The following is a 22,630-nucleotide window of genomic DNA, read 5'->3' as shown; positions in this document are numbered from 1 at the left end:
GGCATGGAATCTGCATTTCGACCGCGCCGCGCCGTCGCTCGATCAGGACGGCAAAAAAGGTAGAACAACCAGGCTATGGAGACTCAATGACCTTTCTCATCGTTATCGCCGCGCTGGCGTTTCTGATGTTGGCCGCGTATCGCGGCTACAGCGTAATCCTGTTCGCGCCGATCGCGGCGCTCGCCGCCGTCCTGCTCACCGAGCCCGCCGCCGTCGCGCCGGTCTTCACGAGCATCTTCATGGACAAGATGGTCGGCTTCGTGAAGCTGTATTTTCCGGTGTTTCTGCTCGGCGCCGTGTTCGGCAAGGTGATCGAGCTGTCGGGCTTCTCCGAGTCGATCGTCGCGGCCGCAATCCGCTATATCGGCCGCTCGCGCGCGAACGCGGTGATCGTCGCGGTGTGCGCGCTGCTCACCTACGGCGGCGTATCGCTGTTCGTCGTCGTGTTCGCGGTCTATCCGTTCGCGGCCGAGCTGTATCGCCAGAGCAATATTCCGAAGCGGCTGATGCCCGGTGCGATCGCGCTCGGCGCGTTCTCATTCACGATGGACTCGCTTCCGGGTACGCCGCAGATCCAGAACATCATCCCGACGACGTTCTTCAAGACCACCTCGTGGGCCGCGCCGACGCTCGGCGTGATCGGCTCGCTGTTCATCATCGTGGTCGGTCTGACGTATCTGGAATGGCGCCGCCGCAGCGCGATGGCGACCGGCGAGGGTTACGGCACCGAACTCGTCAACGAGCCGGAGCGCGTCGAATCGAAAGAGCTGCCGCATCCGCTGCTGGCGATCGCGCCGCTCATCGTGGTCGGCGTCGCGAACTTCTTCCTGACGCGCTGGATTCCGACCTGGTACGGCCCGTCCTTCACGGTCACGCCGGAGATCCTGCCGGGCCTGCATGCACCGGTCGAAACGAGCGTAAAGGCTCTGGTGGGGATTTGGGCCGTGCTGGGCGCGCTGCTGCTCGGCATCATCATGGTCATCGTGACGGCGTTCGGCCGGGTGAGCCACCGCTTTGCGGTCGGCACCAAGGCAGCGGTGGCGGGCGCGCTGCTGGCGTCGCTCAATACCGCGTCGGAATACGGCTTCGGCGGTGTGATCGCGGCGCTGCCGGGCTTTCTCGTCGTCAGCAATGCGCTGAAAAGCATTCCGAATCCGCTCGTCAACGCGGCGGTGTCGGTCAGCACGCTGGCGGGTATCACGGGTTCGGCATCGGGCGGTATGAGCATTGCGCTCGCCGCGATGTCCGATACGTTCATCAAGGGCGCGCAGGCCGCGAATATTCCGCTCGAAGTGCTGCATCGGGTGGTCGCGATGGCGAGCGGCGGCATGGATACGCTGCCGCACAACGGCGCGGTGATTACGCTGCTCGCGGTGACGGGTCTCACGCACCGGCAGTCGTATCGCGACATCTTCGCGGTCACGGTGATCAAGACTCTCGCGGTGTTCTTCGTAATCCTGGTGTATTACACGACCGGCCTCGTGTGAACGTCGAATCGGAAACCAGCACTTTGATCTGATAGATCCGCATTAGTCCCACCTCGACAGCCCGCCGACGAAGCACGAGGATGGAGTCGTCAGCGCCCAATGTTGCAAGGGCAGGCTGACCCGAGTAACAACGGCGTTTAACGGCCCGTCCCTATCCGGACGGGCTATTTTTTTCAGCGCGCGATTCGTGCGCGAAAGGTGAGGAAATCCGGGAGCGACGCCAACCACAGCGAGAGTGTCGCCGGACGCCGCCTAGCCCGCGCCCGCGTCACCCGCATGACAAGAGCCGAACCCAAGCCGCGCCGCCGAGGGGCATGAAAAATGCAGCCGTCGCAACGAGGAGTCGCGTTAAACTGGTTGCTCGCTCCGCAATCGCGAATGCGCTAAAACCGGGGCGAGATAGAGACAAAGGCAGACGCAACACGGCACGACGAGGCGGCAGACGGCACGCCATCCGCCCCGTACAATGGTTCCATCACCAACGCAACAAGGACAACTTCGATGCGCATTACCGGGTCCTCCGGGTCAATGGCCCTGCTCACCGAATACGACGACGCAACGGCGCGCGAACTCCGCTCGCTGCGCCTCGAATCGACCGAAGACGGCAAAGGCATCCTGCTGATCGAGGTCGATGAGCGCAAGCCGGGCATACATCGTGAAGTGCGCTACGAAATCACGCCCGCGGAGCTGATCGCCGCGATCCGCGCGCATGGCGCCGAGTTGCCGGGCGAACAGCACAACCATCGTCAGTGAAGCAGGCGCGCGGCGAATTACCGTCGCGTGACTCGTCAGTCTCCCTGCGCCGATGGCGTCGCGCTTCGACGCGTCAGCGCAGAATTGTTCGCATTGGGCGCGCCCGCGCGCGCCGCCTTGCTTCCGTTTGTTCCGCTCGAACCGCCAATCCCCGCTTTCCTACGGGTTTTTGCAAGCGCTTTCGCGCGTCTCGTTGAGCATGCTTACCCGGCCTTCAATCACTTGTCACAAGCGGTCGCCATGCTTGTGTAGCGGGACATGCGACCATATATGCAGGCCTGATCGCAGCCAGAACACGGGCCGATTTCCAGGTCGGTTGCACGTCTTGAAAATACGTCCATAATCCTTGCATTCCCCTTTGCGTTCCTTACCGCGCTGCGCCCGCAAGGGCCGCGGATGTTAAACCGATGCTACATGACCTCGTCGCGCAATATGGACCTGCGCTCGTTTTCGCAAATGTGCTGGCCGCCGCGCTCGGGCTGCCGGTGCCCGCCATGCCGTCGCTTGTGCTGTTCGGCGCGATGGCCGCGATGCACCCCGGCTCCGTCGGCTCGCAGTTGCTGCCGGTCCTCGTGCTGTCGATCTTCGCGACGCTGATCGGCGACAGCGTGTGGTACGTCGCGGGCCGCATCTACGGCGGTAATACGCTGAAGACGATCTGCCGGCTGTCGCTGTCGCGCGACACCTGCGTGAAAAAGACCGAGCGCTTCTTCGGCCGCTGGGGCGTGCGCGTGCTCGCGGTCGCGAAATTTGTGCCGGGGCTGTCGATCGTATCGATCCCGATGGCCGGCGCGATGGGCACGCGCTACCGCACCTTCCTCACCTACGACGGCGTCGGCGCCGCGCTGTGGTCCGGCACCGGGCTGATCCTCGGTGCGTTGTTCGCGCGGCAGATCGATATGCTGTTCGCGATCGCCGGGCGGCTTGGGCGCACGGCGGCGGTAGTCGTCGTCGCGTTGCTGGCGCTGTACGCGGCGTACCGGTGGATCCGCCGCCGTCAGTTGATCGCGAAGCTCGCGTCCGCGCGCATCGAGGTCGACGAACTCGCGAAGCTGTACAAGGCTAATCAGGCGCCGGTCGTGTTCGACATCCGTTCGCAGGAGAAGCGCAAGCTCGATCCGTTCGTGATTCCAGGCGCGCAATTCGCCGACGAACGGCAACTCGACGGCATCGTCGCCAGCTATCCACGCGATCAGAAGCTCGTGATCTACTGCTCCTGCCCGAACGAGATTTCCGCGGCATGGATGGCCAAGCAGCTCACCGAAGCCGGTTTCTCCGACGTGCTGCCGCTGCGCGGCGGCATGGAAGCCTGGCGCGACTCGGGCAAGCCGGTGGACTCGCTGCCCGAAATGCCGCCGCCCGAAGTCACGGTCGACGATATCGCGCCCAAAGCCGTCTAGCTGGAATTCGCGACGGCATCGTCCGTCTGCGCGCGCGGCACGGCTCGTCCGGCCATGCGAGCGCGCATTGCGTTGCCTTGCGTTCAATCGTGCGATGAACATCGAAGGAGCGGTTCAATGCTTTCGACTCAGGACGTTTCGACTCAAGAGGTGGAAGGACAGCAGGGAGTCGTCGCCGACGCGCCGTTTTCGTCGCTGTCGACGCGTTTGCATCAGATGTTTCCGGAGCTCACTTGCGCCGAGATCGACAGGCTGCGCCGCTTCGGCGAGATCGGTCGCTGGAAGTCCGGCGAGTTGCTGTTCGAGACCGGCCGCACCGGCCCCGGCATGTTCGTGGTGCTCGAAGGACGCGTGAAGGTCTATCAGCGTGACGGCATCGGCCGCGAGCACGTGATCAGCGAGCGCGGCGCCGGGCATTTCCTGGCCGAGGTCGGGCAGCTGTCGGGCAAGCCCTCGCTGGTGAACGGCCTCGCGACCAGCGCCGTCGAAGCGCTGCTGATCCCGCCCGACCGGCTGCGCGCGCTGATCGTCGCCGAAGCGGAACTCGGCGAGCGCATCATGCGCGCGCTGATTCTGCGGCGCGTGTCGCTGATCGAAAAGGGCGCGGGCGGGCCGATCCTCGTCGGCAACAGCAATGACCCGCGGCTCGTGATGTTGCAAGGCTTTCTGTCGCGCAACGGCCATCCGCATTCGGTGATCGACGAACGCGACGAAGACGCGCTGCGGCTGATCGAGCAGTTCGCCGCGCAGCGCGAGGACCTGCCGCTCGTGATCTGCCCGGACGGCACGGTGCTGCGTCATCCGAGCATGCCGGAGCTTGCCACGCGCTTAGGTCTGCTGCCCGATCTCGACGACACCTACGTGTACGACGTCGCGATCGTCGGCGCGGGACCGGCCGGACTTGCCGCAGCGGTGTACGCAGCCTCCGAAGGGCTGTCGGTGATCGTGCTCGACAGCCGCGCGCCGGGCGGCCAGGCGGGCGCGAGCTCGCGCATCGAAAACTACCTCGGCTTTCCGACCGGCATCTCGGGCCAGGCGCTTGCCGGCCGCGCGTTCGTGCAGGCGCAGAAGTTCGGCGCGCACGTTGCAATTCCGGTCAGCGTGCAGGCGCTGCATTGCGGGCAGTCGCCTTATCGGCTCGAAACGAAATGCGGCGGCCACATCAGCGCGCGGACGATCGTGATCGCGAGCGGCGCCGTGTACCGGCGCCCGGCGCTCGACGGGCTCGAGCGCTTCGACGGACGCGGCGTCTACTACTGGGCGTCGCCGGTCGAGGCGAAGCTGTGCAAGCGCCAGGAGGTCGTACTGGTGGGCGGCGGCAATTCGGCCGGCCAGGCGATCGTCTATCTGGCGACGCACGCGGCCAAGGTTCACGTGCTGATCCGCCGCAGCGGTTTCGAGGCGACGATGTCGCGCTATCTGATCGACCGCATCCGCTCGCTGCCGAACGTGTTCGTGCATCCGGGTTCGGAAGTCGGCCGGCTCGAAGGCGATGAGGACGGGCTCGTGTCGGTCACGCTGAAGCGGCCGCTGCCCGACGGCGTCGATCACTTCGACACGCGGCATCTGTTCCTCTTCACCGGCGCGGACCCGAACACCGAATGGCTGCGCACCTGCGGCGTGCAGCTCGACGCGAAAGGCTTCGTGCTGACGGGCATCAGCGCGGACGGCTCGGCCACCGCGTGCGATCTCGGGACTACGGTCGAAGGGGTCTATGCGATCGGCGATGCGCGCGCCGGGTCGACGAAACGCGTGGCCGCGGCGGTCGGCGAAGGCGCGGCCGTTGTCGCGCAGATTCACCAGCTGCTGGCGCAGATGAGCGGGGAAGAGATGGCGCTCGGTGCGTGAGTCTCGATGCGGTCTTTAGCGCATCGTCTTTGCCGCATCCGTCTTCAGTGCAACGCGGCCCACGCGAGCGACACTGAAAACACGCCGAGCACGATCGACGCGCCGCGCTGCACCTTCGCCGGTTCGAGCCAGCGGAGCCGGCCGCTACCGAGTGCGGCGCCGAACGCGATCCACGCGAGCGCGATCGGCGCGGCAACGCACGCGAACATCCCCATCGCGAGCAGATAAGCGGGCAGATGCATGAACGCGGCGGCCGGAAAGATCGTGCCGCCGAACAGCAGCCCTTTCGGATTGAGCAAGGTCGCGACGAACAGCGCGCGCACGTTGCCAGCGCGTTGCGTCGAGCCCGGCAGTGCCACCGCCGCGCGCCACATATGGAGCGCAAGCCACGCGATATACACGCTCGCGGCCACGCGCAGCAGCGACGGCAGCCACGGCCACGCTTGCGCCGCGTGCGCGAAGAAGCGCCCCCACGCGGAGATCGACACCAGATAGCCCGCCAGTTCGGCGGCGATCAGCGGCAGCGCGCGGCGCAAACCGGCGCGCAAACCGGCCGCCGCCAGTAGCGTGTTGGTGGGGCCGGGCGTCACCAGTACCACGATGATGCCGGTGGCCAGCAACGCGATCTCGGTTGCAGAGAGCATAAAAAAGCGCACGGCGAGTTACACATTGCGCTTTTGTAGCACAGACAGCACGATGGCTGCGCCGAAGCGAACCCGCCGGTTCAGCGGTCCACTCGGCTCATCGCTCAGCGCTCCAGCTTCGCGCGCAACTCGCGCGCGGCCTCCAGCAGCCCTTCATACCCCGAACGCGCGTGCTCCGGCAAATCGGGATCGCCGACCAGCGCGCCGAGCGTTTCGATCAGACTGTAGACAATGCCTTTCGCCGCGCCCGACGCAATGCCACCTGACGACATCTGCTGATCGACGTGACTGAGCGCCGCGTCGAGCTGCTCGATCTCCGGACGATCGTCGGAGGGCGGCTTGGGAGGAACGTCTTGCGTCATGATCGAACACCACTCCTTTGAGTGCATCGGTAAAGTTGTTATATACCGATCATGCGCCGCCGTCTATTCGTGTTCGGCGCGACGGCGACCCACGTCAAGGCGTCCAGCGATACATCAGCAGCTTCGCGCGCGCGTCGTCTTCGACCAGCACCACGTACTCGCCGTTATCGCGCTGCACCGCGCTGATGCCGAGATACACGTCGACCCAGCCGCTCTTACCGCCGACGTTCGCGCCCGGCGTCATATAACCGACGGCCGTGCCGTTGCGCGCGTCGTAGACGTCGATGCGATCGGTGTACAACTCCGCGACGAAGACATAGTTGCCCGCCACCGCAACGCCGACCGTGGTGGTCTGCGGATCGCTTTGCGTGTTCCACGGCAGCGAGACCGTGTAAGTCAGGGCCGGCGTGCCGCTGCTCCAGTTGTCGTAGCGCGCAAGCACCGGGCCCGCTTCCTTCCAGTGCGTCGGGTCCCACGGAATCGCGCTCGTGAAGCCGGACAGATACATCGTGTCGGTCGCTGCGACATAGACGAGCCGTGCGAGCCGCGTGAACGGCGCGGGCATCGCGAACATCTTCGCACTTGCGTACGTGTAGATCGGATTGCCTGTGGAGTCGAGACCTTGCAGCGGCATCTCGCGCACGCCGCTCAATGGCGTGGCGAGCCACACGTTGCCGGAATCGTCGACCCACCAGAAGCCGTTGCCGACCGTGCTGCCGGTCGACGGATTGCCGCTGATCTCGCTCGCGTCGACGGTGCCATTGCCATTGCTATCGCGCCACAACCATTCGCCGTAAGTTGGTTGCGCGGCGGGCCAGCTGCCCGGCAGCGGATTCTGCGCGAGCATCCCTGACGGAATCGCAATCTCGCCATGCGCGGCATCGAAGCGATAGACGTTCAGATAGTGCGCGCCGGGATCGAGCGTATAGAGAAAACGCTGGCCATTGAATCTGCGCACCATCGGTTCGCCGCGCACGCCGCGCGGCTGGTGAAACGCGGGGTCGTCGGGGTAATCGAAGCGATCGAGCGTGAACGCCGCGTATGACCATTCGTGGCCGGCCGGCTGCCGGTAATCGAGCGTGAAGCGCTTCGAGCCCGTGTAGATCGAAGCGGGCGTGGCCGGATCGAACGCGCCGCTATCGACGAAAGTCAGGCCGTAGAGCCGCCAGTTGAGCACGCGCGTGCCGTACACGTAGCTCTCCAGCACCGCGCCTTGCCCTACCGATGCCGAGCCCAGCGCGCGCGGTCCTTCGCCGTTTTGCGCGACGTACAGATTGCCCGCCGCGTCGACGCCGATGCCGGTGATGCCGTTGAAGCGCGTATCACCCGGCACGCCGCGCGCCGGATGGAAGATGCCGTTGCGCGTGCCAATCGACGCGCCGGCCTGCATCTGGCCGCCCGCGCCTTTGTTGAATACGAGAATCTGCTGCGAAACGCCGTTGTCGGCGACCAGCAGCTGGCCGGATGGCGTGACCGTGAGGTCGGTTGGCACGCTGCCAGCGGGCAGCGCCAATGGACCGGCGAGCGCGGTGCCGTCGGCGCGGTAGTGCAGGACGCTCAGGCTGCCGGTGCCGAAGGCGCTGATGATCCACAGCGTCGAGTCGGTGTCGATCGCGATGCGCGCGGGCGATGCGACGCTCCACGAACGCAGCGGCTGCATCGATTGCGCGTCGTACACGACGATCCGGTTGCCGTACGTGTCGGCCGCATAGAGTTCGCTGTCGTTCGCGGCGAGGCCGCGAATGCCCGCGTCGATGCCGGTCTGCACCGTTTGTACCGCGACGAAACTGTTCTTCGTCGCGTTCGCGCTATTGCCGATGCCGCCGGAAAACGGCGCGCCGGCCGCGAGATTCGCGAGCGTGCGCCGCGTGATGCCGTACCAGGTCTGATTGGCCGGCGGATAGTCGGCGCCGACCAGCGCATTGTTCTCGTTGCCGATCGACATCGCCGCGTACAGGTACGTGTGATTCACCGCCACCGCGTCGCCGCCGGCCGCGCCCCAGCCGTGCGTCGAACCGGCGACCGCGAGCTTGTCCCCCGCGCGATAGGCGGCAATTTCGCTGCCGCTTTCGTCCCACGGCGCATTCGTATAAACGGTGCCATTGGCATCGACGCTAATGGCCTGAATATCCTGCTGTATCCATTTGCCGTCGCCAAATCCGAAACTATTACCGACCCATGATGTCGTGTAATTCAATTTGGATTGCGCGGAGACATTCGGCGAGATCAGGCTATGGATTAGAACCACGGCCAGGCCAAGGCGGGGGAAAATCTTCACGGCGGTCGATCCTTGCTAGGCGCGAAGCACGCACGGCAGGCAGGCTGACCGGCGTGCTTCGCCTGTACGCGCATCATTGCTGGTAGCGTTACGATGTGCGCACATCAGAGTTGGCGTTTTATCCTCTCATATAAAAATAGCAAACTTATTAATAAAAAAAGATAATTGAATGTCACCCAATCCAATTCATTCCATTTGCATCGATTTACGATTCAAACCAAATCTTTCGTTCACGAAGCCGGTAAAAACCGGTTCCCGTAAATCCTCACCGGTCAGAGATTCAAGCGCTTGTTCTGCTCCTGTAAATCCTCACCTTGAGCGCGATGCACATCATCATGTTCGCGCCGCCCGGCGACGCACGAAGATCCGCCGCGTCAGATCGAACGCGACCAGATTGCCGGCTACGACGAGCAGCAGACCGACCACCGCGAGCACTGACCAGCGGTAACCCTCGAACAGCGTCGACGCCGCAAGCGCGACGATCGGAAACAGCACCGTGCAGTAGGCGGCGCGCTCCGGGCCCATGCGGCCCACCAGCATCAGGTACGCCGTAAAGCCGATCACCGAGCCGAACACCGCGAGATATGCGAGCGCGCCGAGATAGCGCGCCGACGGTTCCACCGTGAACGAATAGCCGGCGAACAGACTACCGAGCGTCAGGACGGCCGCGCCGATCAGCATCGCCCAGCTATTGGTCGCGAACGGATGCAGGCCCATCGACTGCATGCGGCTCGACAGCAGGTTGCCGGCCGAGAAGCACAGCGTGCCGAGAAACGCGACGCCGAGCCCGAGCCACGCGGTGTGATCGCCGAGATGCCCCGCCATCTGCTGCACGAACAAACAGACGATGCCGACGAGTCCGAGCAATGCGCCCGCAATCGCGCTCGGCTGCAGCGGCCGGCCCATGAACAGCCGCCCGTTGATCGAGTTCAGCAGCGGCGCGGTCGAGAACACCACCGCGACGAGCCCGCTCGGCACGATCTGTTCGGCGTAGTAGAAGCACAGGAAATTGAGGCAGAACAACGCGAGGCCCTGCGCGGCGAGGTAGCGCCAGGCGTCGCGCGGCGGCCAGATCGGCCGGCGCATGATGCGCAGCAGCGCGAACAGCAGCAGCGCGGCGATCCAGAAACGCCAGGCAATCGATACCGGCGGCGGCACCGCGCCGAGTTGCCATTTGATCGCGATCCAGGTGGTGCCCCAGATCAGCACGGTGACGGCATAAAGCAAAAGATTCATGGTCGGGCCTCGGACTGCAATGACAAGCTGCCATAACGCGCAGCATTGACGATAGCCCCGACTATGCAGCCGCGCCGCCGCCTGCAATTGTCCAAAATTGCGCACTTTTTCGTGGCAATGAGCGGCCAGACTGGCCGCGCCGTATACTGGCCGCTCAACCCGACGCATCACCGGAAATCCTCCGCTCGCCGCCGTGACCGCCAGCCCGTCCGCTCCCGTGATATCCACCGCCGGCATGCCTTTTGGCCTGCAGTCGGTCTGTCACACTCTCGCCAGTGCGAACGCGCATCTGGACCGCTTCGCGTGGCTCGGCGACGGACTCGCGATCGCACTCTGGACCCGCGACACGAAGGAAGCCGAGACCATCTATGAGCGGCCCGGCCATCACACGCTGTCGTGCTATCTGGACGGCGGCTATCGCACCGAGCGCCAGAAAATGCCGGGCCACTACGGCGCGCCGTCGCGGCTGTGCGCACTGCCCGGCGATCACGAATCGCGCTGGTGGGTGCGCGGCCATATGCACTTCATGCACCTGTACTTCCTGCCCGAGCACTTCACGCGACGCGCGGTACAGGAGCTCGACCGCGAGCCGCGCGAATTGACGCTCGCCGATCGGACCTATTTCGAGGACCCGCGCATTGCGAGTCTGTGCCAGTCGCTCGTCAACGAGGAGTGGGAAAGTCCCGACGGTCTGCTGCGCACCAACGAAACCGCGCACGAAGTGCTGAGCCTGCTGTTGCGCGGACAAGGCGTGCGGCGCGCGAACGTGGCGCTGAAGGGCGGGCTGTCGGCCGCGACGCGGCGCCGCCTGCGCGACTATATCGACAGTCGTCTCGCGCAGCCGTTGACGCTCGGTGAGCTGTCGGGTGTCGCGGCGCTATCGGAGTTTCATCTTGCGCGGATGTTTCGGGAGTCGTTTGGGTTGCCGCCGGCCGCGTGGATCGCGCGGCAACGGCTCGATCGCGCGCGCACGCTGCTGCGCACGACGACGTTGCCGCTCGCGCAAATCGCCGAGCAATGCGGCTATGCGAACGCGAGTCACTTTAGCCACCGGTTTCGCGAGGCTGTCGGTGTGACGCCGAGCGGGTTTCGGCAGGCTATCGGCGTTTGAGTCGCGTTCGGGTTTCGCTTTCCAGTTAGCTCCGCGTCATTGCAGCGCCATCGCCAGCATGCGCGCGACGTGAATCGCGTCCACGCCCGCTCCATCGTGAATCTGATGCCGGCAGCTGGTGCCATCGGCGACCATCACCGTGGCGGCGTCGAGCTTGCGGACCGCGGGCAGCAGCGACAGCTCCGCCATCGCCTGCGAAGTCGCGTAGTGCTCGGCTTCGTAGCCGAAGCTGCCGGCCATACCGCAGCACGACGATTCGACCGTCGATACCTTCAATTCGGGAATCCACTTCAGCACGGTCTGCACCGGCGTGAATGCGTCGAACGCCTTCTGATGGCAGTGGCCGTGCACGAGCGCCTGCTGCATCGGCAGCGGTTTCAATTTGAGCTGCAAACGCCCAGCGTTTTCTTCGCGCACGAGGAATTCCTCGAATAGAAACGCGTGCTGCGCGAGGCGCCGCGCTTCGTCGCCGAAACCGTACTGCAGAAATTCATCGCGCAACGACAGCAGACACGATGGCTCAAGACCCACCACCGGCACGCCGCGTTCGACGAACGGCCGGAACAGATCGAGCATGCGCCGCGCTTCCTGTTTCGCTTCATCGACAAGACCCGCCGCGAGAAACGTGCGGCCGCAACACACAGGACGCTCGCCCGGGCGTGCATTGAAGTGAACCGTGTAGCCCGCCGCTTGGAGCACCTGTTGCGCGGCACGTGCGTTGTCGGGCTCGATGTGGTTGTTGAAGGTATCGACGAACAGCAGCACTTCTTTCAGCGTGGACGGCTGCGCGGCCTCGCGTGCAGGCCTCGCGGACACCGCATCGGCCAGAAACGCCTTCTTGAACCGCGGCAAACTCCGCTCGGCAGCGAACCCGGCCGCGCGCTTGAACCACGCCGACAGCACCGGCACGTTGTCCGCGAGCGCCACCAGTCCCGGCATGCGGCTCGCAGCGCCCGCATAGCGAGGCATGAACGCGACGAGCCTATCGCGCAGCCGCACGCCATGCGTCCTCGCCCGCGCCGCCCGCGCCTCGAGCTTGAACTTCGCCATATCGACGCCGGTCGGGCAATCGCGCTTGCAGCCCTTGCACGATACGCACAGGTCGAGCGTTTCCTTGACGTCATCGCCCGCGAGTCCGCTTTCGCCGAGCTGGCCCGAAATCGCGAGCCGCAACGTGTTGGCTCGCCCGCGCGTCAGATGCTGCTCGTCCTTCGTCACGCGATAACTCGGGCACATCGTGCCCGCGTCGAACTTGCGACAGTGGCCATTGTTGTTGCACATCTCGACCGCTTTCGCGAGACCGCCGCTCAGGTCGTCACCGCTGCCCGGCGCGCTTTCTTCTCCCGTCAGCGGATCGCGCTTCACGTTCCACATCGACCAGTCGAGCACTGTTTCGATACGCTGTTCGCGATAGCCCGGCGCAAAGCGGAAATTGCGCGCGTCGTCCATCTTCGGCGGACGCACGATCTTGTCTGGATTGAAGCGATTGTCCGGATCGAACAGCGCCTTGATCTCGCTGAACGCCTCGTTAAGCCGCGGCCCGTATTGCCACGCGACCCATTCGCCGCGGCACAGACCGTCGCCATGCTCGCCGGAATACGCGCCCTTGTACTCGCGCACCAGCGCGGCCGCTTCCTCGGCGATCGCCCGCATCTTCGTTGCGCCGTCGCGGCGCATGTCGAGAATCGGCCGCACGTGCAGCGTGCCGACGCTCGCATGCGCGTACCAGGTGCCCTCGGTGCCGTGGCGATGAAACACATCGGTGAGGCGGCTCGTATAGTCGGCCAGATGTTCGAGCGGCACCGCGCAGTCTTCGATGAAGGACACCGGCTTGCCATCGCCCTTCATACTCATCATGATGTTGAGACCGGCCTTGCGCACTTCCCACAGCGCTTTTTGCGCATTCGCGTCCGGCATCTCGACGACCGCATCGGGCAAGCCCAGCTCGCCCATCAACTCGGTCAACTGCTTCAGCGACGCGAGCTGCGCGTCCCGATCCTCGCCCGCGAACTCGACGAGCAAAATCGCCTGCGGCTCACCGACCAGCGCCTTCTCGATCACCGGACGAAACGCGGGATTGCTCAACGCGAGATCGATCATCGTGCGATCGACCAGTTCGACCGCGACCGGCTTAAGTTTGACGATGTGCTGCGTGAGCGCCATCGACTGCCGGAAGGTCGGAAAGTTGACCACGCCGAGCGCCTTGTGCGCGGGCAGCGGCGCGAGCTTCAGCGTGATCTGCCGGCTGAATGCGAGCGTGCCCTCGGAGCCGACCAGCAGATGTGCGAGGTTCGCGCTGCCGTCATCGGTATAGGCGCGCGGACTCTGGCAGTCGAACAGATCGATGTTGTAGCCCGCCACTCGGCGCAGCACCTTCGGCACGCGCGCGACGATTTCATCACGCTCGCGCTGCGCGATCCGCGCGACGCCCGCGACGATCTGCTGCAAGCGCTCGCCTTGCGGCGCCTCGCGCAGCGACGCGAAGCGCGCTTCGCTGCCGTCGGCGAGAATCGCGTCGATCGCGTCGACGTTGTGCACCATATTGCCGTACTCGATCGAGCGCGAGCCGCACGAGTTGTTGCCGGCCATGCCGCCGATCGTGCATTGCGCAGAAGTCGATACATCGACCGGGAACCACAGTCCATGCGGCTTTAGCCACGCGTTCAGATGATCGAGCACGACGCCGGGCTCGACCGTCACGGTGCGCGCGTCGGCATCGAACGCGACGATGTTGTTGAGCCACTTGCTCGTATCGACCACCAGCGCTTCGCCGACCGTCTGCCCGCACTGGCTCGTGCCCGCGCCGCGCGCGAGCAGCGGTACTTTCTCGCTGCGCGCAATCTCGAGCGCGATGCGCAGATCGTCCTGATCGCGCGGCACCACGACGCCGACCGGGGTGATCTGATAGATCGACGCATCGGTCGCGTAGCGGCCGCGGCTCGCGAGGTCGAACAGCACATCGCCGCGCAGCGCTTTGCGCAGATGCTGCGCGAGCGGACTCGTGGCACGCGCGGCGGAGGGGACCAGATGGATCGGCTTGACGAGCAAGCCCGCAGTGGGATTCGTCATTTCGTCGGCCTGTGAGGAGCGCGCGTGAGCCGCGCGGCTCGAATTACCTAGTACAGCGTCAGATGCACCGGCGCGAGCCCTTCGATATGCCCGCTCACGTTGCCCGCCTCGCGCGGAAAGAACATGCCGGTGTACGAACCGGCGGTGATCACCATCTCCGGAGTCACCGCGATACCGCGCGCACTCGCGTGATTGACGAGCCACGTCAACAGCCGCCGCGGATCGCCGGCTGGATTCGCGGGCGTCGTTGCGACGACATTGCGTCCGTTGAACTCAAATTGCAGCGACGGCGCCAAGTACGGGAAATCCTCGCGATACCGCGTGAATTCGCCGACGATCAGCGCACCGTGATTCTGCAGGTCCGCGAGCTGCGCTAGTTTGTCGATGGCGGGCCACGCGGCATAGCGGCTCGCGACGATCTCGATGGTCGCGCCGATCGAGCCGATACCCGCGAGCACTTCGTCTTCGCCGTACGGCGTCGCGGAAGGCTCGAAACGCCGGCCGAAACGGAACGCGACTTCGAGTTCGAGCCCGAGCGGGGCGAAACCTTCGCGCGACAGACGCACACCGTCGGCATGCAGATCGATGTCGGGCAATGGCGCTCCTTGAATCGGCCCGCTCGCCGACTTCGCGCCGATCTTCCAGCCGCCGATTCGCGCGCCGCACGCGCTCAGGATTTCGTGCTGGATTGCGTAGGCCGCGTCGGCATCGGACGGCAACTGTTCCGGCGGCAACGTGTCGAGCACCGTACGACTGCGACGCGCATCGGCAAGAAGCTGGCTGAGTGATGAAGTCATGTTTTACGCGCCCATCCGGCTGGAAACCTGCGCCTTCTCCGACGCGCTGAGTTCGAAGCGGCTCTCCGGCTGCATGCGGAACGCGAGCACGACGCCGATGCCCATCAGCAACATGCTGCCGACGAACGGCAGATCCCAGTTGCCGAAGTGGTCGATCAGAAAGCCGCCCATCACCGGCGAGATGATCGCGGCCAGCGCCGAGCCCGTGTTCATCATGCCGCTGGCGGTGCCGGAGAATTCCGGCGCGATATCCATCGGAATCGCCCACATCGGGCCGATCGTCATCTCGGCGAAGAAGAAGCCCGACGCGAGACAGGCGATCGACAGCGTCAGGTCATGCGTGAACATCAACGGAATCAGCGACAGCAGACAGAACAGCATGCACCCCGACACCATCCAGCTGCGCGCGCGCTTGAGGCTGCCGGTGCGCTTGAAGATCGCATCGGTGACGAGGCCGCCGAGCGTATCGCCGATCACGCCGGCAAAGAACACGACCGACGCGAAGATCGCCGACTTCTGCAATTGCAGATGATGGTTGTGCAGGAAGTACAGCGGAATCCAGCTCAGGAACAGCCACAGCGTCCAGCCGTAGCAGAAGTAGACGATCGTGACCGGCGCCATGCGGCGAAACAGCTTGCCCCACGGCAGGCCTGCGACTTTCGGCTTCACCGCGGGCAGCACCGCGAGTTCCTCCGGCGTGATGCGCGGATGATCTTTCGGATGCTCGGTGAACGTGATCGCCCACAGGGCGACCCACACCAGGCTCAGCGCGCCGCAGATATAGAACGATTCGCGCCAGCCCCAGGTGGTCATTACCAGCACGATGAGGGCCGGCGCGACCGCATTGCCGACTCGCGACGCCGCGTGCGTGATGCCCTGCGCGAAGCCGCGTTTTTCTTTCGCGACCCAGCGCGACATCGCCGATGTTGCCGCCGGGAACGTCGCGCCTTCACCGAAACCGAGCACGAGCCGCGCGGCGAGCAACGAAGCGAGCCCGCCCGCGAGGCCCGTGAACACCGTCGCGAGACCCCAGATTGCACCGCAAAACAGCAGCGTGCGCCGCGCGCCGAAGCGATCGCTGACCCAGCCGCCGATCACCTGAAACAGCAGATACGGATACGCGAAAGCCGAGAACACGAGGCCGACCTGCGTATGCGTGAGATTGAATTCCTTGCCGAAACCCGCGGCCGCGGTGCTGACGTTCACGCGATCGAGGTACGTGATGAAGTACATGATGCACAGCATCACTAGAACGATACTGGTCGCACTGGTCAAACGAAACCGTTTCATCCTCTCTCTCCGTGGCATGTGTCGACGGCGCGCTTGAAGTGGCGCGCTGCGTCGTCGCCCGTCGGCCGCGACAGCCGTTATGGACGCATTGCATGTTGTGATGGCAGCGTTCTGCGCGCGGCCCGATGAGAAATGCGCTCCCTGGTGTTGCGGGTTGTTTCCTGCTGGTGGCGCTTATGCCGCGGCCTTCAACCCCGGCGTCTTCGGTGCGTGGCTCAACCACTCCATAGCGGCAGGCATGCCGCTTTCCTTAAGGGGTATGCCAGCAAGCCGCAGACCCATTTCGCAGCCGGCCAGGGTCGCGAGCAGCGTCAGATCGTTGCAATCGCCAAGATGGCCGATACGGAACATGCGACCCTTCATCTTGCCGAGGCCCGTGCCGAGCGACATATCGAAGCGCTCGTAGATCAGCTTGCGCACAGCGTCGGCATCGACGCCGTCGGGCATCATCACGCCCGTGAGCACCGGGCTATACACGGCGGGATCGGCGCACTGGATTTCGAGCCCCCACGCACGCACCGCGCGGCGCGTCGCTTCGGCGAGCCGCTCGTGACGCGCGAACACGTTGTCGAGCCCTTCGCCGAGAATCATCTCGATCGCTTCGTGCAGGCCATACAGCAGGTTCGTGTTCGGTGTGTAGGGCCAGTAGCCGGTCTTGTTCATTTCGACGATTTCCGACCAGTCCCAGAAGCTGCGCGGCAGCTTCGCGTGCTGGTTGGCGGCCATCGCCTTCGGCGAGATCGCGTTGAAGCTGATGCCCGGCGGCAGCATCAAGCCCTTTTGCGAGCCCGACACGGTCACGTCGACACCCCATTCGTCGTGGCGGTAGTCAGCGCACGCGAGACCGGAGATCGTATCGACGAGCAGCAGCGCCGGATGGCCCGCGGCGTCGATCGCTCGGCGCACGGCGGCGATGTCGGACGTGACGCCGGTCGAAGTTTCGTTGTGCACGACGCAGACCGCCTTGATCGCATGCTGCGGGTCGGCGCGCAGACGCTCTTCGATCATTTGCGGCTGCACGCCGCGCCGCCAGCCTTCGATGCCTGGCAGACCCAGGAACTCGGGCTTCAGGCCGAGCTTCTCGGCCATCTTTTTCCATAGCGTCGCGAAGTGGCCGGTCTCGAACATCAGCACGTGATCGCCGGGGCTCAGCGTATTCGACAGCGCCGCTTCCCATGCGCCCGTGCCGGACGCCGGATAGATGACGACCGGCTGCTGCGTCTTGAAGATCTTCTTGATGCCGTCGAGCACCTTCAGACCCAGTTCGCCGAACTCGTGGCCGCGGTGGTCGATGGTCGGATAGCTCATCGCGCGGAGGATGCGATCGGGCACCGGACTCGGCCCCGGAATCTGCAGGAAGTGACGGCCAGCGGGATGAAAATCTAGCTTCAGCATCGGGTTCCTCCAATTTGAATTTTGCATTCAAAAAACTGTATCAGAAGAATCGTGACGCTCCCAAGGCGAAATATGCTCGTTGAGGCCCGTGTTTACCCGCGTTTGCGCTCGATTAACTAATCGATATGGTTCCGATAAAATCCCACATCATGTGAGCTGAGGGTTTTTGTATGCAAAATTCGGATGTCGACGCGGGAGTGACCGCAGCCCCGCTGATGCCGAAGGTCGAGCGTCAGCGCCTGCATGACACGGTGGTAGAGCACATCCGCCGCTTTATCGTCGAGGGCGTGCTGGCGCCCGGCAAGAAACTGAACGAGCGCGAGTTGTGCGAAACGCTCGGCATTTCCCGCACGCCGCTGCGCGAAGCGCTGAAGGTGCTGGCCGCCGAGGGCTTGATCGAAATTTCGCCGAACCGGGGCGCGTCGGTGTCGAAAATGTCGGAGGCGGAAGTGCGCGAAACCTTCGAATTGATGAGCGGCCTCGAAGCGTTCTCGGGCGAACTCGCAGCGGAGCGCATCACGGCGGCCGAACTCGCCGAGATCAAGGCACTGCATTACGCGATGCTCGCGTGCCGCGCGCAGAACGATCTGCCGGGCTACTACAGCCGCAACCAGGCGATTCACGACAAGATCAACGAAGCGGCGAGAAATTCAGCGCTGCGGCAGACGTATGTGTCGATCAACCGGCGGCTGCAGGCGCTGCGCTTTCGCTCGAACTATCAGACGCCGAAGTGGGACCGCGCGATTCACGACCACGATGAAATGCTGAAGGCGCTCGAGGCTCGCGACGGCAAGAAGCTCAGCGCGATTTTGCGGCAGCATCTGCTCGATAAACGGGATGCGGTTTTGCAGGTGCCGGTGCAGGACGAAGTGGTCGCTTCGGCCTCCGTGTTGAAGGCGTGATGCGGACGACTGATGCAGAGTCACGCTTCACGGCACCCTGTCGGCAAACAAAACTTGTCCACCTAAATTGTTGGCAAGCCTGTGGACAACCTTCGCACAGCGAGCCTAAGTACTTGAAGCGTGAGAACTATCCGCATGCGGTGCACGCGTAGGCAGCGAGCGTCGCTACGGAGTCCGTGATAGCGGCGAGCGCGCTTGGCAAGGATGCCGTATCAGTCGGACCAACCTCGAAGACCAGTTGTCCACATAATTTGGGAACAAGCTTGTGGACAACCTGCGCACAGGCCTGCCAAGTGATTGATGCGGCAGGCCTATCGTTCGCGGATGCGGGAGCGGGCAGCGGCGCGGCAGGTCGCCTGATGCAAGCGAACGACCGCGCCCTGCACATCGATTTCACTGCGTCGTTTCACGGCTGCGCAGCGACTCGGGCAGCCCATACAGCACGATCAGCGCGCACACCACGCTCATCGCACCGATCACATACAGCGCCGGCGTCGTGCTGCCGGTCAGATCCTTCACACGGCCCACCATCACCGGGCTCACGATCCCGCCGAGTTGTCCGAGCGTGTTGATCAACGCGATACCGCCCGCGGCGCCCGCGCCCGTCAGCAGCTTGGGCGGCAGCGCCCAGAATGCCGGAATCGATGCGACCACGCCCGCGCCCATCACCGCAAGCGCGACCACCAGCAAGGCGGTCTGTTTGTCGAAGTAGCCCGCGGCGAAGAAGCCGAGCGCCGACATCAACAGCAGCCCGAACACGAACTTGCGCCGCTCGCCGGTCGCGTCCGACAGGCGCCCGACCACCACCATGCAGATCGCGCCGCACACATAAGGCACCGCCGTCAGCAGGCCGACCACGGTGGGATTCTTCGTACCCGCCACGTGAATCAGATGCGGAGCCCAGAAATTCAGACCGTACGACGCGATCTGAATCAGGAAGTACACGAGCCCGAGGGTCAGGAAGCCCGGCGTTTTCAGCGCGCCCAGCAGCGAATGGCCGGTCGGCGCCGGGCGGCTTTGCTGCGCGATCTGCCCGGCGAGCAAGCTCTTCTCCGCCGACGACAGCCAGCCCGCATCGTCGATGCGATCCTTCAGCAGCTTCAGCACCAGCAGGCCGAGCGCCACACACGGCAAGCCGCCGAGCAGGAACAGCCAGTGCCAGCCTGGCATGCCGAGCACGCCGTCCATATGGCCGATCACGAGCCCCGCGAGCGGCGCACCGACCAGCCCCGAGAACGCCGACGCGAGAAACAGCATCGACGTGATGCGGCCGCGATATTCGGTCGGAAACCACAGCGTCAGGTAGTACAGCACGCCGGGCGCGAAGCCCGCCTCCATCGCGCCGATCACGAAGCGCAGCCCGTAGAACTGCCATTCGTTGTTGACGAACACCATCGCCGCGGTCGCGAGTCCCCACGAGATCATGATCCGCGCGATCCAGCGTCGCGCGCCGACCTTGTACAGGAACAGATTGCTGGGCACCTCGAACAGCACGTAGCCGATCACGAACAGACTCGCGCCGAGACCGTACGCGGTATCGGACAAGCCCAGATCGCTTTGCAACTGGAACTTCGCGAAGCTGATATTGATGCGGTCGAAGAACGCGAACAGATAGCAGATCATGATGAGCGGCATCAGCCGCCACGCGACTTTGCGGACGATCGCCGCGAGATCGTCCGCGCCATGTTCGCGGGTACTGCCCGCCACTGCGCCCAGGTCACTCATGCTTGTCTCCAATGCCGGATTCGGCGGTGCCGTCCGGTCGTTTGATCGGTTGAGGGGTTGTTTGTCGGGGTTCGGTTCAGATCTGCCGAACGTAGTCGGGCGCCGGATGCAAATCGCAATTGCGGCCTGCCTTGGCGACTTGCCCCGGCACGTCGTGGCCGAGCAACGCAGGCAAGCCGCGCGACAGCGCGAGCAGCTTCGGCAGATCGATCCCGGTCGGAATGCCCATTTCGTCGCACAGGTTCACGAGGTCTTCGGTGCAGATGTTGCCTGAGGCGCCCGGCGCGAACGGGCAGCCGCCGAGGCCGCCGAGCGCCGCATCGAAGCGGCGCGCGCCGGTTTGATACGCGGCGAGCACGTTGGCGAGACCGAGACCGCGCGTGTTATGGAAGTGCAGCGTGAGCGCCGTGGCCGGCAGGGTTTCGAGCACGCGCGCGACGAGCCGCGCGACCTGACGCGGATTCGCCATGCCGGTCGTATCGGCGAGCGTGATGCCTTCGATGCCCATCTCGCGATATGCGTCGACGATGCCGATCACGCGGTCTTCGTCGATTCGGCCTTCGAACGGACAGCCGAACGCGGTCGCCACCGTCGCATTGAGCCGCACGCCCGCGGCCAACGCGCGACGCACAATATCGTCGAACGCCGCGAGCGACGACTCGCAGCTCATGCGCATGTTCGCGCGGTTATGCGTCTGGCTCGCGGACATCACGAGGTTCAGTTCGTCGGCGCGCGCGGACAACGCGCGCTCGGCGCCCTTCAGGTTCGGCACCAGCGCGACGTAGATCACGCCGGGTTGCCGCTCGATCTGCTGGAACACCGCCTCGCCGTCGCGCAACGCCGGAATCGCCTTCGGCGACACGAACGAGCCCGCTTCGATACGCGTGAATCCGCATGTGGATAGCCCGTTGATCAGCGCGATCTTGTCGGCGGTTTCGACCCAGGTGGGTTCGATCTGCAGGCCATCGCGCGGGGCGACTTCCTGCACGATCAGTCGGTCGAATGACGCGCCCTCGCGCGTGGAAAAGATCATGGAATTCATTGCACCGCTCCCTCGCGACGAAGCCGCTCGATGTCTTCGCTCGCGAATCCAAGCTCGCTGAGCACGCTGCTGGTGTGTTCACCGAGCGTCGGTCCTTGCCAGCGCACTTCGCCCGGCGTGTCCGACAGCTTCGGCACGATGCCCGGCATCTTCACCGACGCGCCGCCCGGCAATTGCGCCTGCAGCAACATGTCGCGCGCCTGGTAATGCGGATCGGCGACGATGTCGGCCACCGAATAGATGCGGCCCGCCGGCACTGCGGCGCGTTCGAGCGCGGCCAGCACGTCTTCGGTCGCGTGATGCGAGGTCCACTCGGTGATCGCCTGATCGAGCATCGCGACCTGCTTCACGCGGCCGTCGTTGTGCGCGAGCGCGGGATCGTCCGCGAGATCGGCGCGGCCGATCAGATGCATCAGCCGCTTGAAGATCGGATCGCTGTTGCCCGCGATCACGACATAGCCGTCGTCCTCGGTGCGATAGGTGTTCGAAGGGGCGATGCCCGGCAGCGCGCCGCCGCTGCGCTCGCGCACATGGCCGAGCAGGTCGTATTCGGGCACGAGGCTTTCCATCAGATTGAACACGCTCTCGACCAGCGACACGTCGACCACCTGGCCTTCGCCCTGCCCCGTCTTCACGCGCAGCAGCGACATCAGCGCGCCGATCACGCCGTGCAGCGACGCGAGTGAATCGCCGAGACTCACGCCGACGCGCGCCGGTGCGCCGTCCACTTCACCGGTCGTGTAACGGATGCCGCCCATCGCTTCGCCGATCGCACCGAAGCCTGGCCGGTCACGATACGGGCCGGACTGGCCGTAGCCGGAAATGCGCACCATCGTCAGTTTCGGGTTCAGCGCGTGCAGCACGTCCCAGCCGAGGCCGAGCTTTTCGAGCGCACCGGGACGCAGATTTTCGATGACGACGTCGGCATCGGCGGCAAGGCGCTTGACGATTTCGACGCCATCGGCCGATTTCAGATTCACGCAGACGGACTTCTTGTTGCGCGACTGCAGATACCACCACAGCGACGTGCCTTCATGCAGCTTGCGCCATTTCCGAAGGGGGTCGCCGGTTTCGGGCGCTTCGATCTTGATCACATCGGCGCCGAACTCGGCCATCAGTCGCGCGGCGAACGGCGCCGCAATGAGCGTGCCGATCTCGACGACGCGAATACCCTGCAGTGGTCCACCCATGTTGCCGTCTCCGAACTCGTTTCGTATTGGGAGACAGCTTAGAAGCGGCGTGGTGGCGACGTCCAACCGCAATTCGCCAACGACCGTTCGCGAACGGCGAA

General features: G+C 64.6%; 17 protein-coding genes. 6 read left to right on the top strand and 11 right to left on the bottom strand.

Going from position 1 to position 22,630, the window contains the following annotated elements; all coding sequences use genetic code 11:
• The first annotated feature begins 86 nt into the window (after positions 1–86).
• From QFZ94_RS09105 to QFZ94_RS09090, 4 genes are all read left to right on the top strand, one after another.
• On the top strand, positions 87–1,487 hold the full coding sequence (locus QFZ94_RS09105; RefSeq protein WP_368583493.1) for a GntP family permease: 1,401 nt from the start codon (positions 87–89) through the stop codon (positions 1,485–1,487).
• A 501-nt stretch (positions 1,488–1,988) separates the two neighbouring features.
• Positions 1,989–2,240: a hypothetical protein gene (locus QFZ94_RS09100; protein WP_008921056.1), complete on the top strand. Its 252-nt coding sequence runs from the start codon at positions 1,989–1,991 to the stop codon at positions 2,238–2,240.
• A 407-nt stretch (positions 2,241–2,647) separates the two neighbouring features.
• On the top strand, positions 2,648–3,640 hold the full coding sequence (locus QFZ94_RS09095; RefSeq protein ID WP_368583492.1) for a DedA family protein/thiosulfate sulfurtransferase GlpE: 993 nt from the start codon (positions 2,648–2,650) through the stop codon (positions 3,638–3,640).
• Positions 3,641–3,757: 117 nt separating this feature from the next.
• Positions 3,758–5,488: an FAD-dependent oxidoreductase gene (locus tag QFZ94_RS09090; RefSeq protein WP_410848753.1), complete on the top strand. Its 1,731-nt coding sequence runs from the start codon at positions 3,758–3,760 to the stop codon at positions 5,486–5,488.
• Positions 5,489–5,532: 44 nt separating this feature from the next.
• On the opposite strand, the gene QFZ94_RS09085 is transcribed toward QFZ94_RS09090, so the two are convergent.
• From QFZ94_RS09085 to QFZ94_RS09070, 4 genes are all read right to left on the bottom strand, one after another.
• Positions 5,533–6,132 (bottom strand): LysE family translocator, encoded by a 600-nt coding sequence (locus QFZ94_RS09085; RefSeq protein WP_429456362.1) that lies wholly within the window; start codon positions 6,130–6,132, stop codon positions 5,533–5,535.
• 104 nt (positions 6,133–6,236) lie between these two features.
• Entirely contained in the window at positions 6,237–6,494 is a 258-nt protein-coding gene (locus QFZ94_RS09080; RefSeq protein ID WP_176107130.1) for a hypothetical protein, read from the bottom strand.
• 94 nt (positions 6,495–6,588) lie between these two features.
• Positions 6,589–8,772 (bottom strand): hypothetical protein, encoded by a 2,184-nt coding sequence (locus QFZ94_RS09075; RefSeq protein ID WP_429456360.1) that lies wholly within the window; start codon positions 8,770–8,772, stop codon positions 6,589–6,591.
• Positions 8,773–9,105: 333 nt separating this feature from the next.
• The gene (locus tag QFZ94_RS09070) at positions 9,106–10,008 is read right to left on the bottom strand and encodes a DMT family transporter (RefSeq protein WP_429456358.1); all 903 of its coding nucleotides are present in this window, start codon (positions 10,006–10,008) and stop codon (positions 9,106–9,108) included.
• Between the two features lie 235 nt (positions 10,009–10,243).
• On the opposite strand from QFZ94_RS09070, the gene QFZ94_RS09065 reads away from it, so the two are divergent.
• A complete protein-coding gene (locus QFZ94_RS09065) occupies positions 10,244–11,119 on the top strand; it encodes a helix-turn-helix domain-containing protein (RefSeq protein ID WP_410848749.1) in 876 nt (291 codons plus the stop codon).
• A gap of 36 nt (positions 11,120–11,155) precedes the next feature.
• Here QFZ94_RS09065 and QFZ94_RS09060 read toward each other — a convergent pair whose 3' ends face one another.
• The 4 genes from QFZ94_RS09060 to QFZ94_RS09045 all read right to left on the bottom strand — a co-directional run bounded on the left by QFZ94_RS09060 (position 11,156) and on the right by QFZ94_RS09045 (position 17,670).
• Positions 11,156–14,188, bottom strand: a complete 3,033-nt coding sequence (locus QFZ94_RS09060) for an FAD-binding and (Fe-S)-binding domain-containing protein (protein WP_429456356.1) — start codon at positions 14,186–14,188, stop codon at positions 11,156–11,158.
• Positions 14,189–14,235: 47 nt separating this feature from the next.
• On the bottom strand, positions 14,236–14,985 hold the full coding sequence (locus QFZ94_RS09055; protein WP_429456354.1) for a 2-keto-4-pentenoate hydratase: 750 nt from the start codon (positions 14,983–14,985) through the stop codon (positions 14,236–14,238).
• A gap of 3 nt (positions 14,986–14,988) precedes the next feature.
• Positions 14,989–16,275 carry an MFS transporter gene (locus QFZ94_RS09050; RefSeq protein WP_410848746.1) on the bottom strand — a complete coding sequence of 429 codons (1,287 nt, stop codon included), beginning with the start codon at positions 16,273–16,275 and terminating at the stop codon, positions 14,989–14,991.
• A gap of 174 nt (positions 16,276–16,449) precedes the next feature.
• On the bottom strand, positions 16,450–17,670 hold the full coding sequence (locus tag QFZ94_RS09045) for a pyridoxal-phosphate-dependent aminotransferase family protein (protein ID WP_429456352.1): 1,221 nt from the start codon (positions 17,668–17,670) through the stop codon (positions 16,450–16,452).
• Between the two features lie 170 nt (positions 17,671–17,840).
• On the opposite strand from QFZ94_RS09045, the gene QFZ94_RS09040 reads away from it, so the two are divergent.
• Positions 17,841–18,572, top strand: coding sequence for a GntR family transcriptional regulator (locus tag QFZ94_RS09040; RefSeq protein WP_368583483.1), 732 nt, complete (start codon positions 17,841–17,843; stop codon positions 18,570–18,572).
• A 393-nt stretch (positions 18,573–18,965) separates the two neighbouring features.
• On the opposite strand, the gene QFZ94_RS09035 is transcribed toward QFZ94_RS09040, so the two are convergent.
• The 3 genes from QFZ94_RS09035 to QFZ94_RS09025 form a co-directional block, all read right to left on the bottom strand.
• Positions 18,966–20,297, bottom strand: coding sequence for an MFS transporter (locus QFZ94_RS09035; protein ID WP_410848744.1), 1,332 nt, complete (start codon positions 20,295–20,297; stop codon positions 18,966–18,968).
• Positions 20,298–20,373: 76 nt separating this feature from the next.
• A complete protein-coding gene (locus tag QFZ94_RS09030) occupies positions 20,374–21,339 on the bottom strand; it encodes a hydroxymethylglutaryl-CoA lyase (protein ID WP_429456349.1) in 966 nt (321 codons plus the stop codon).
• Positions 21,336–22,529, bottom strand: a complete 1,194-nt coding sequence (locus tag QFZ94_RS09025) for a CaiB/BaiF CoA transferase family protein (protein WP_368583480.1) — start codon at positions 22,527–22,529, stop codon at positions 21,336–21,338. The genes QFZ94_RS09030 and QFZ94_RS09025 overlap by 4 nt, the downstream gene beginning before the upstream one ends.
• Positions 22,530–22,630: the final 101 nt, after the last annotated feature.

Origin of the sequence: Paraburkholderia sp. JPY465, from assembly GCF_050436725.1 — a bacterium.
Taxonomy (GTDB): domain Bacteria; phylum Pseudomonadota; class Gammaproteobacteria; order Burkholderiales; family Burkholderiaceae; genus Paraburkholderia; species Paraburkholderia youngii.
This window is presented reverse-complemented; position numbering and strand designations above follow the sequence as displayed.

What these genes read in the sequence shown, in the direction of transcription:
- QFZ94_RS09070 (WP_429456358.1), bottom strand. Translation starts at nt 10,008, where the DNA reads ATGAATCTTTTGCTTTATGCCGTCACCGTGCTGATCTGGGGCACCACC.
- QFZ94_RS09050 (WP_410848746.1), bottom strand. Translation starts at nt 16,275, where the DNA reads ATGAAACGGTTTCGTTTGACCAGTGCGACCAGTATCGTTCTAGTGATG.
- QFZ94_RS09065 (WP_410848749.1), top strand. Translation starts at nt 10,244, where the DNA reads ATGCCTTTTGGCCTGCAGTCGGTCTGTCACACTCTCGCCAGTGCGAAC.
- QFZ94_RS09035 (WP_410848744.1), bottom strand. Translation starts at nt 20,297, where the DNA reads ATGAGTGACCTGGGCGCAGTGGCGGGCAGTACCCGCGAACATGGCGCG.
- QFZ94_RS09080 (WP_176107130.1), bottom strand. Translation starts at nt 6,494, where the DNA reads ATGACGCAAGACGTTCCTCCCAAGCCGCCCTCCGACGATCGTCCGGAG.
- QFZ94_RS09105 (WP_368583493.1), top strand. Translation starts at nt 87, where the DNA reads ATGACCTTTCTCATCGTTATCGCCGCGCTGGCGTTTCTGATGTTGGCC.
- QFZ94_RS09060 (WP_429456356.1), bottom strand. Translation starts at nt 14,188, where the DNA reads ATGACGAATCCCACTGCGGGCTTGCTCGTCAAGCCGATCCATCTGGTC.
- QFZ94_RS09030 (WP_429456349.1), bottom strand. Translation starts at nt 21,339, where the DNA reads ATGAATTCCATGATCTTTTCCACGCGCGAGGGCGCGTCATTCGACCGA.
- QFZ94_RS09055 (WP_429456354.1), bottom strand. Translation starts at nt 14,985, where the DNA reads ATGACTTCATCACTCAGCCAGCTTCTTGCCGATGCGCGTCGCAGTCGT.
- QFZ94_RS09100 (WP_008921056.1), top strand. Translation starts at nt 1,989, where the DNA reads ATGCGCATTACCGGGTCCTCCGGGTCAATGGCCCTGCTCACCGAATAC.
- QFZ94_RS09025 (WP_368583480.1), bottom strand. Translation starts at nt 22,529, where the DNA reads ATGGGTGGACCACTGCAGGGTATTCGCGTCGTCGAGATCGGCACGCTC.
- QFZ94_RS09095 (WP_368583492.1), top strand. Translation starts at nt 2,648, where the DNA reads ATGCTACATGACCTCGTCGCGCAATATGGACCTGCGCTCGTTTTCGCA.
- QFZ94_RS09085 (WP_429456362.1), bottom strand. Translation starts at nt 6,132, where the DNA reads ATGCTCTCTGCAACCGAGATCGCGTTGCTGGCCACCGGCATCATCGTG.
- QFZ94_RS09090 (WP_410848753.1), top strand. Translation starts at nt 3,758, where the DNA reads ATGCTTTCGACTCAGGACGTTTCGACTCAAGAGGTGGAAGGACAGCAG.
- QFZ94_RS09045 (WP_429456352.1), bottom strand. Translation starts at nt 17,670, where the DNA reads ATGCTGAAGCTAGATTTTCATCCCGCTGGCCGTCACTTCCTGCAGATT.
- QFZ94_RS09040 (WP_368583483.1), top strand. Translation starts at nt 17,841, where the DNA reads ATGCAAAATTCGGATGTCGACGCGGGAGTGACCGCAGCCCCGCTGATG.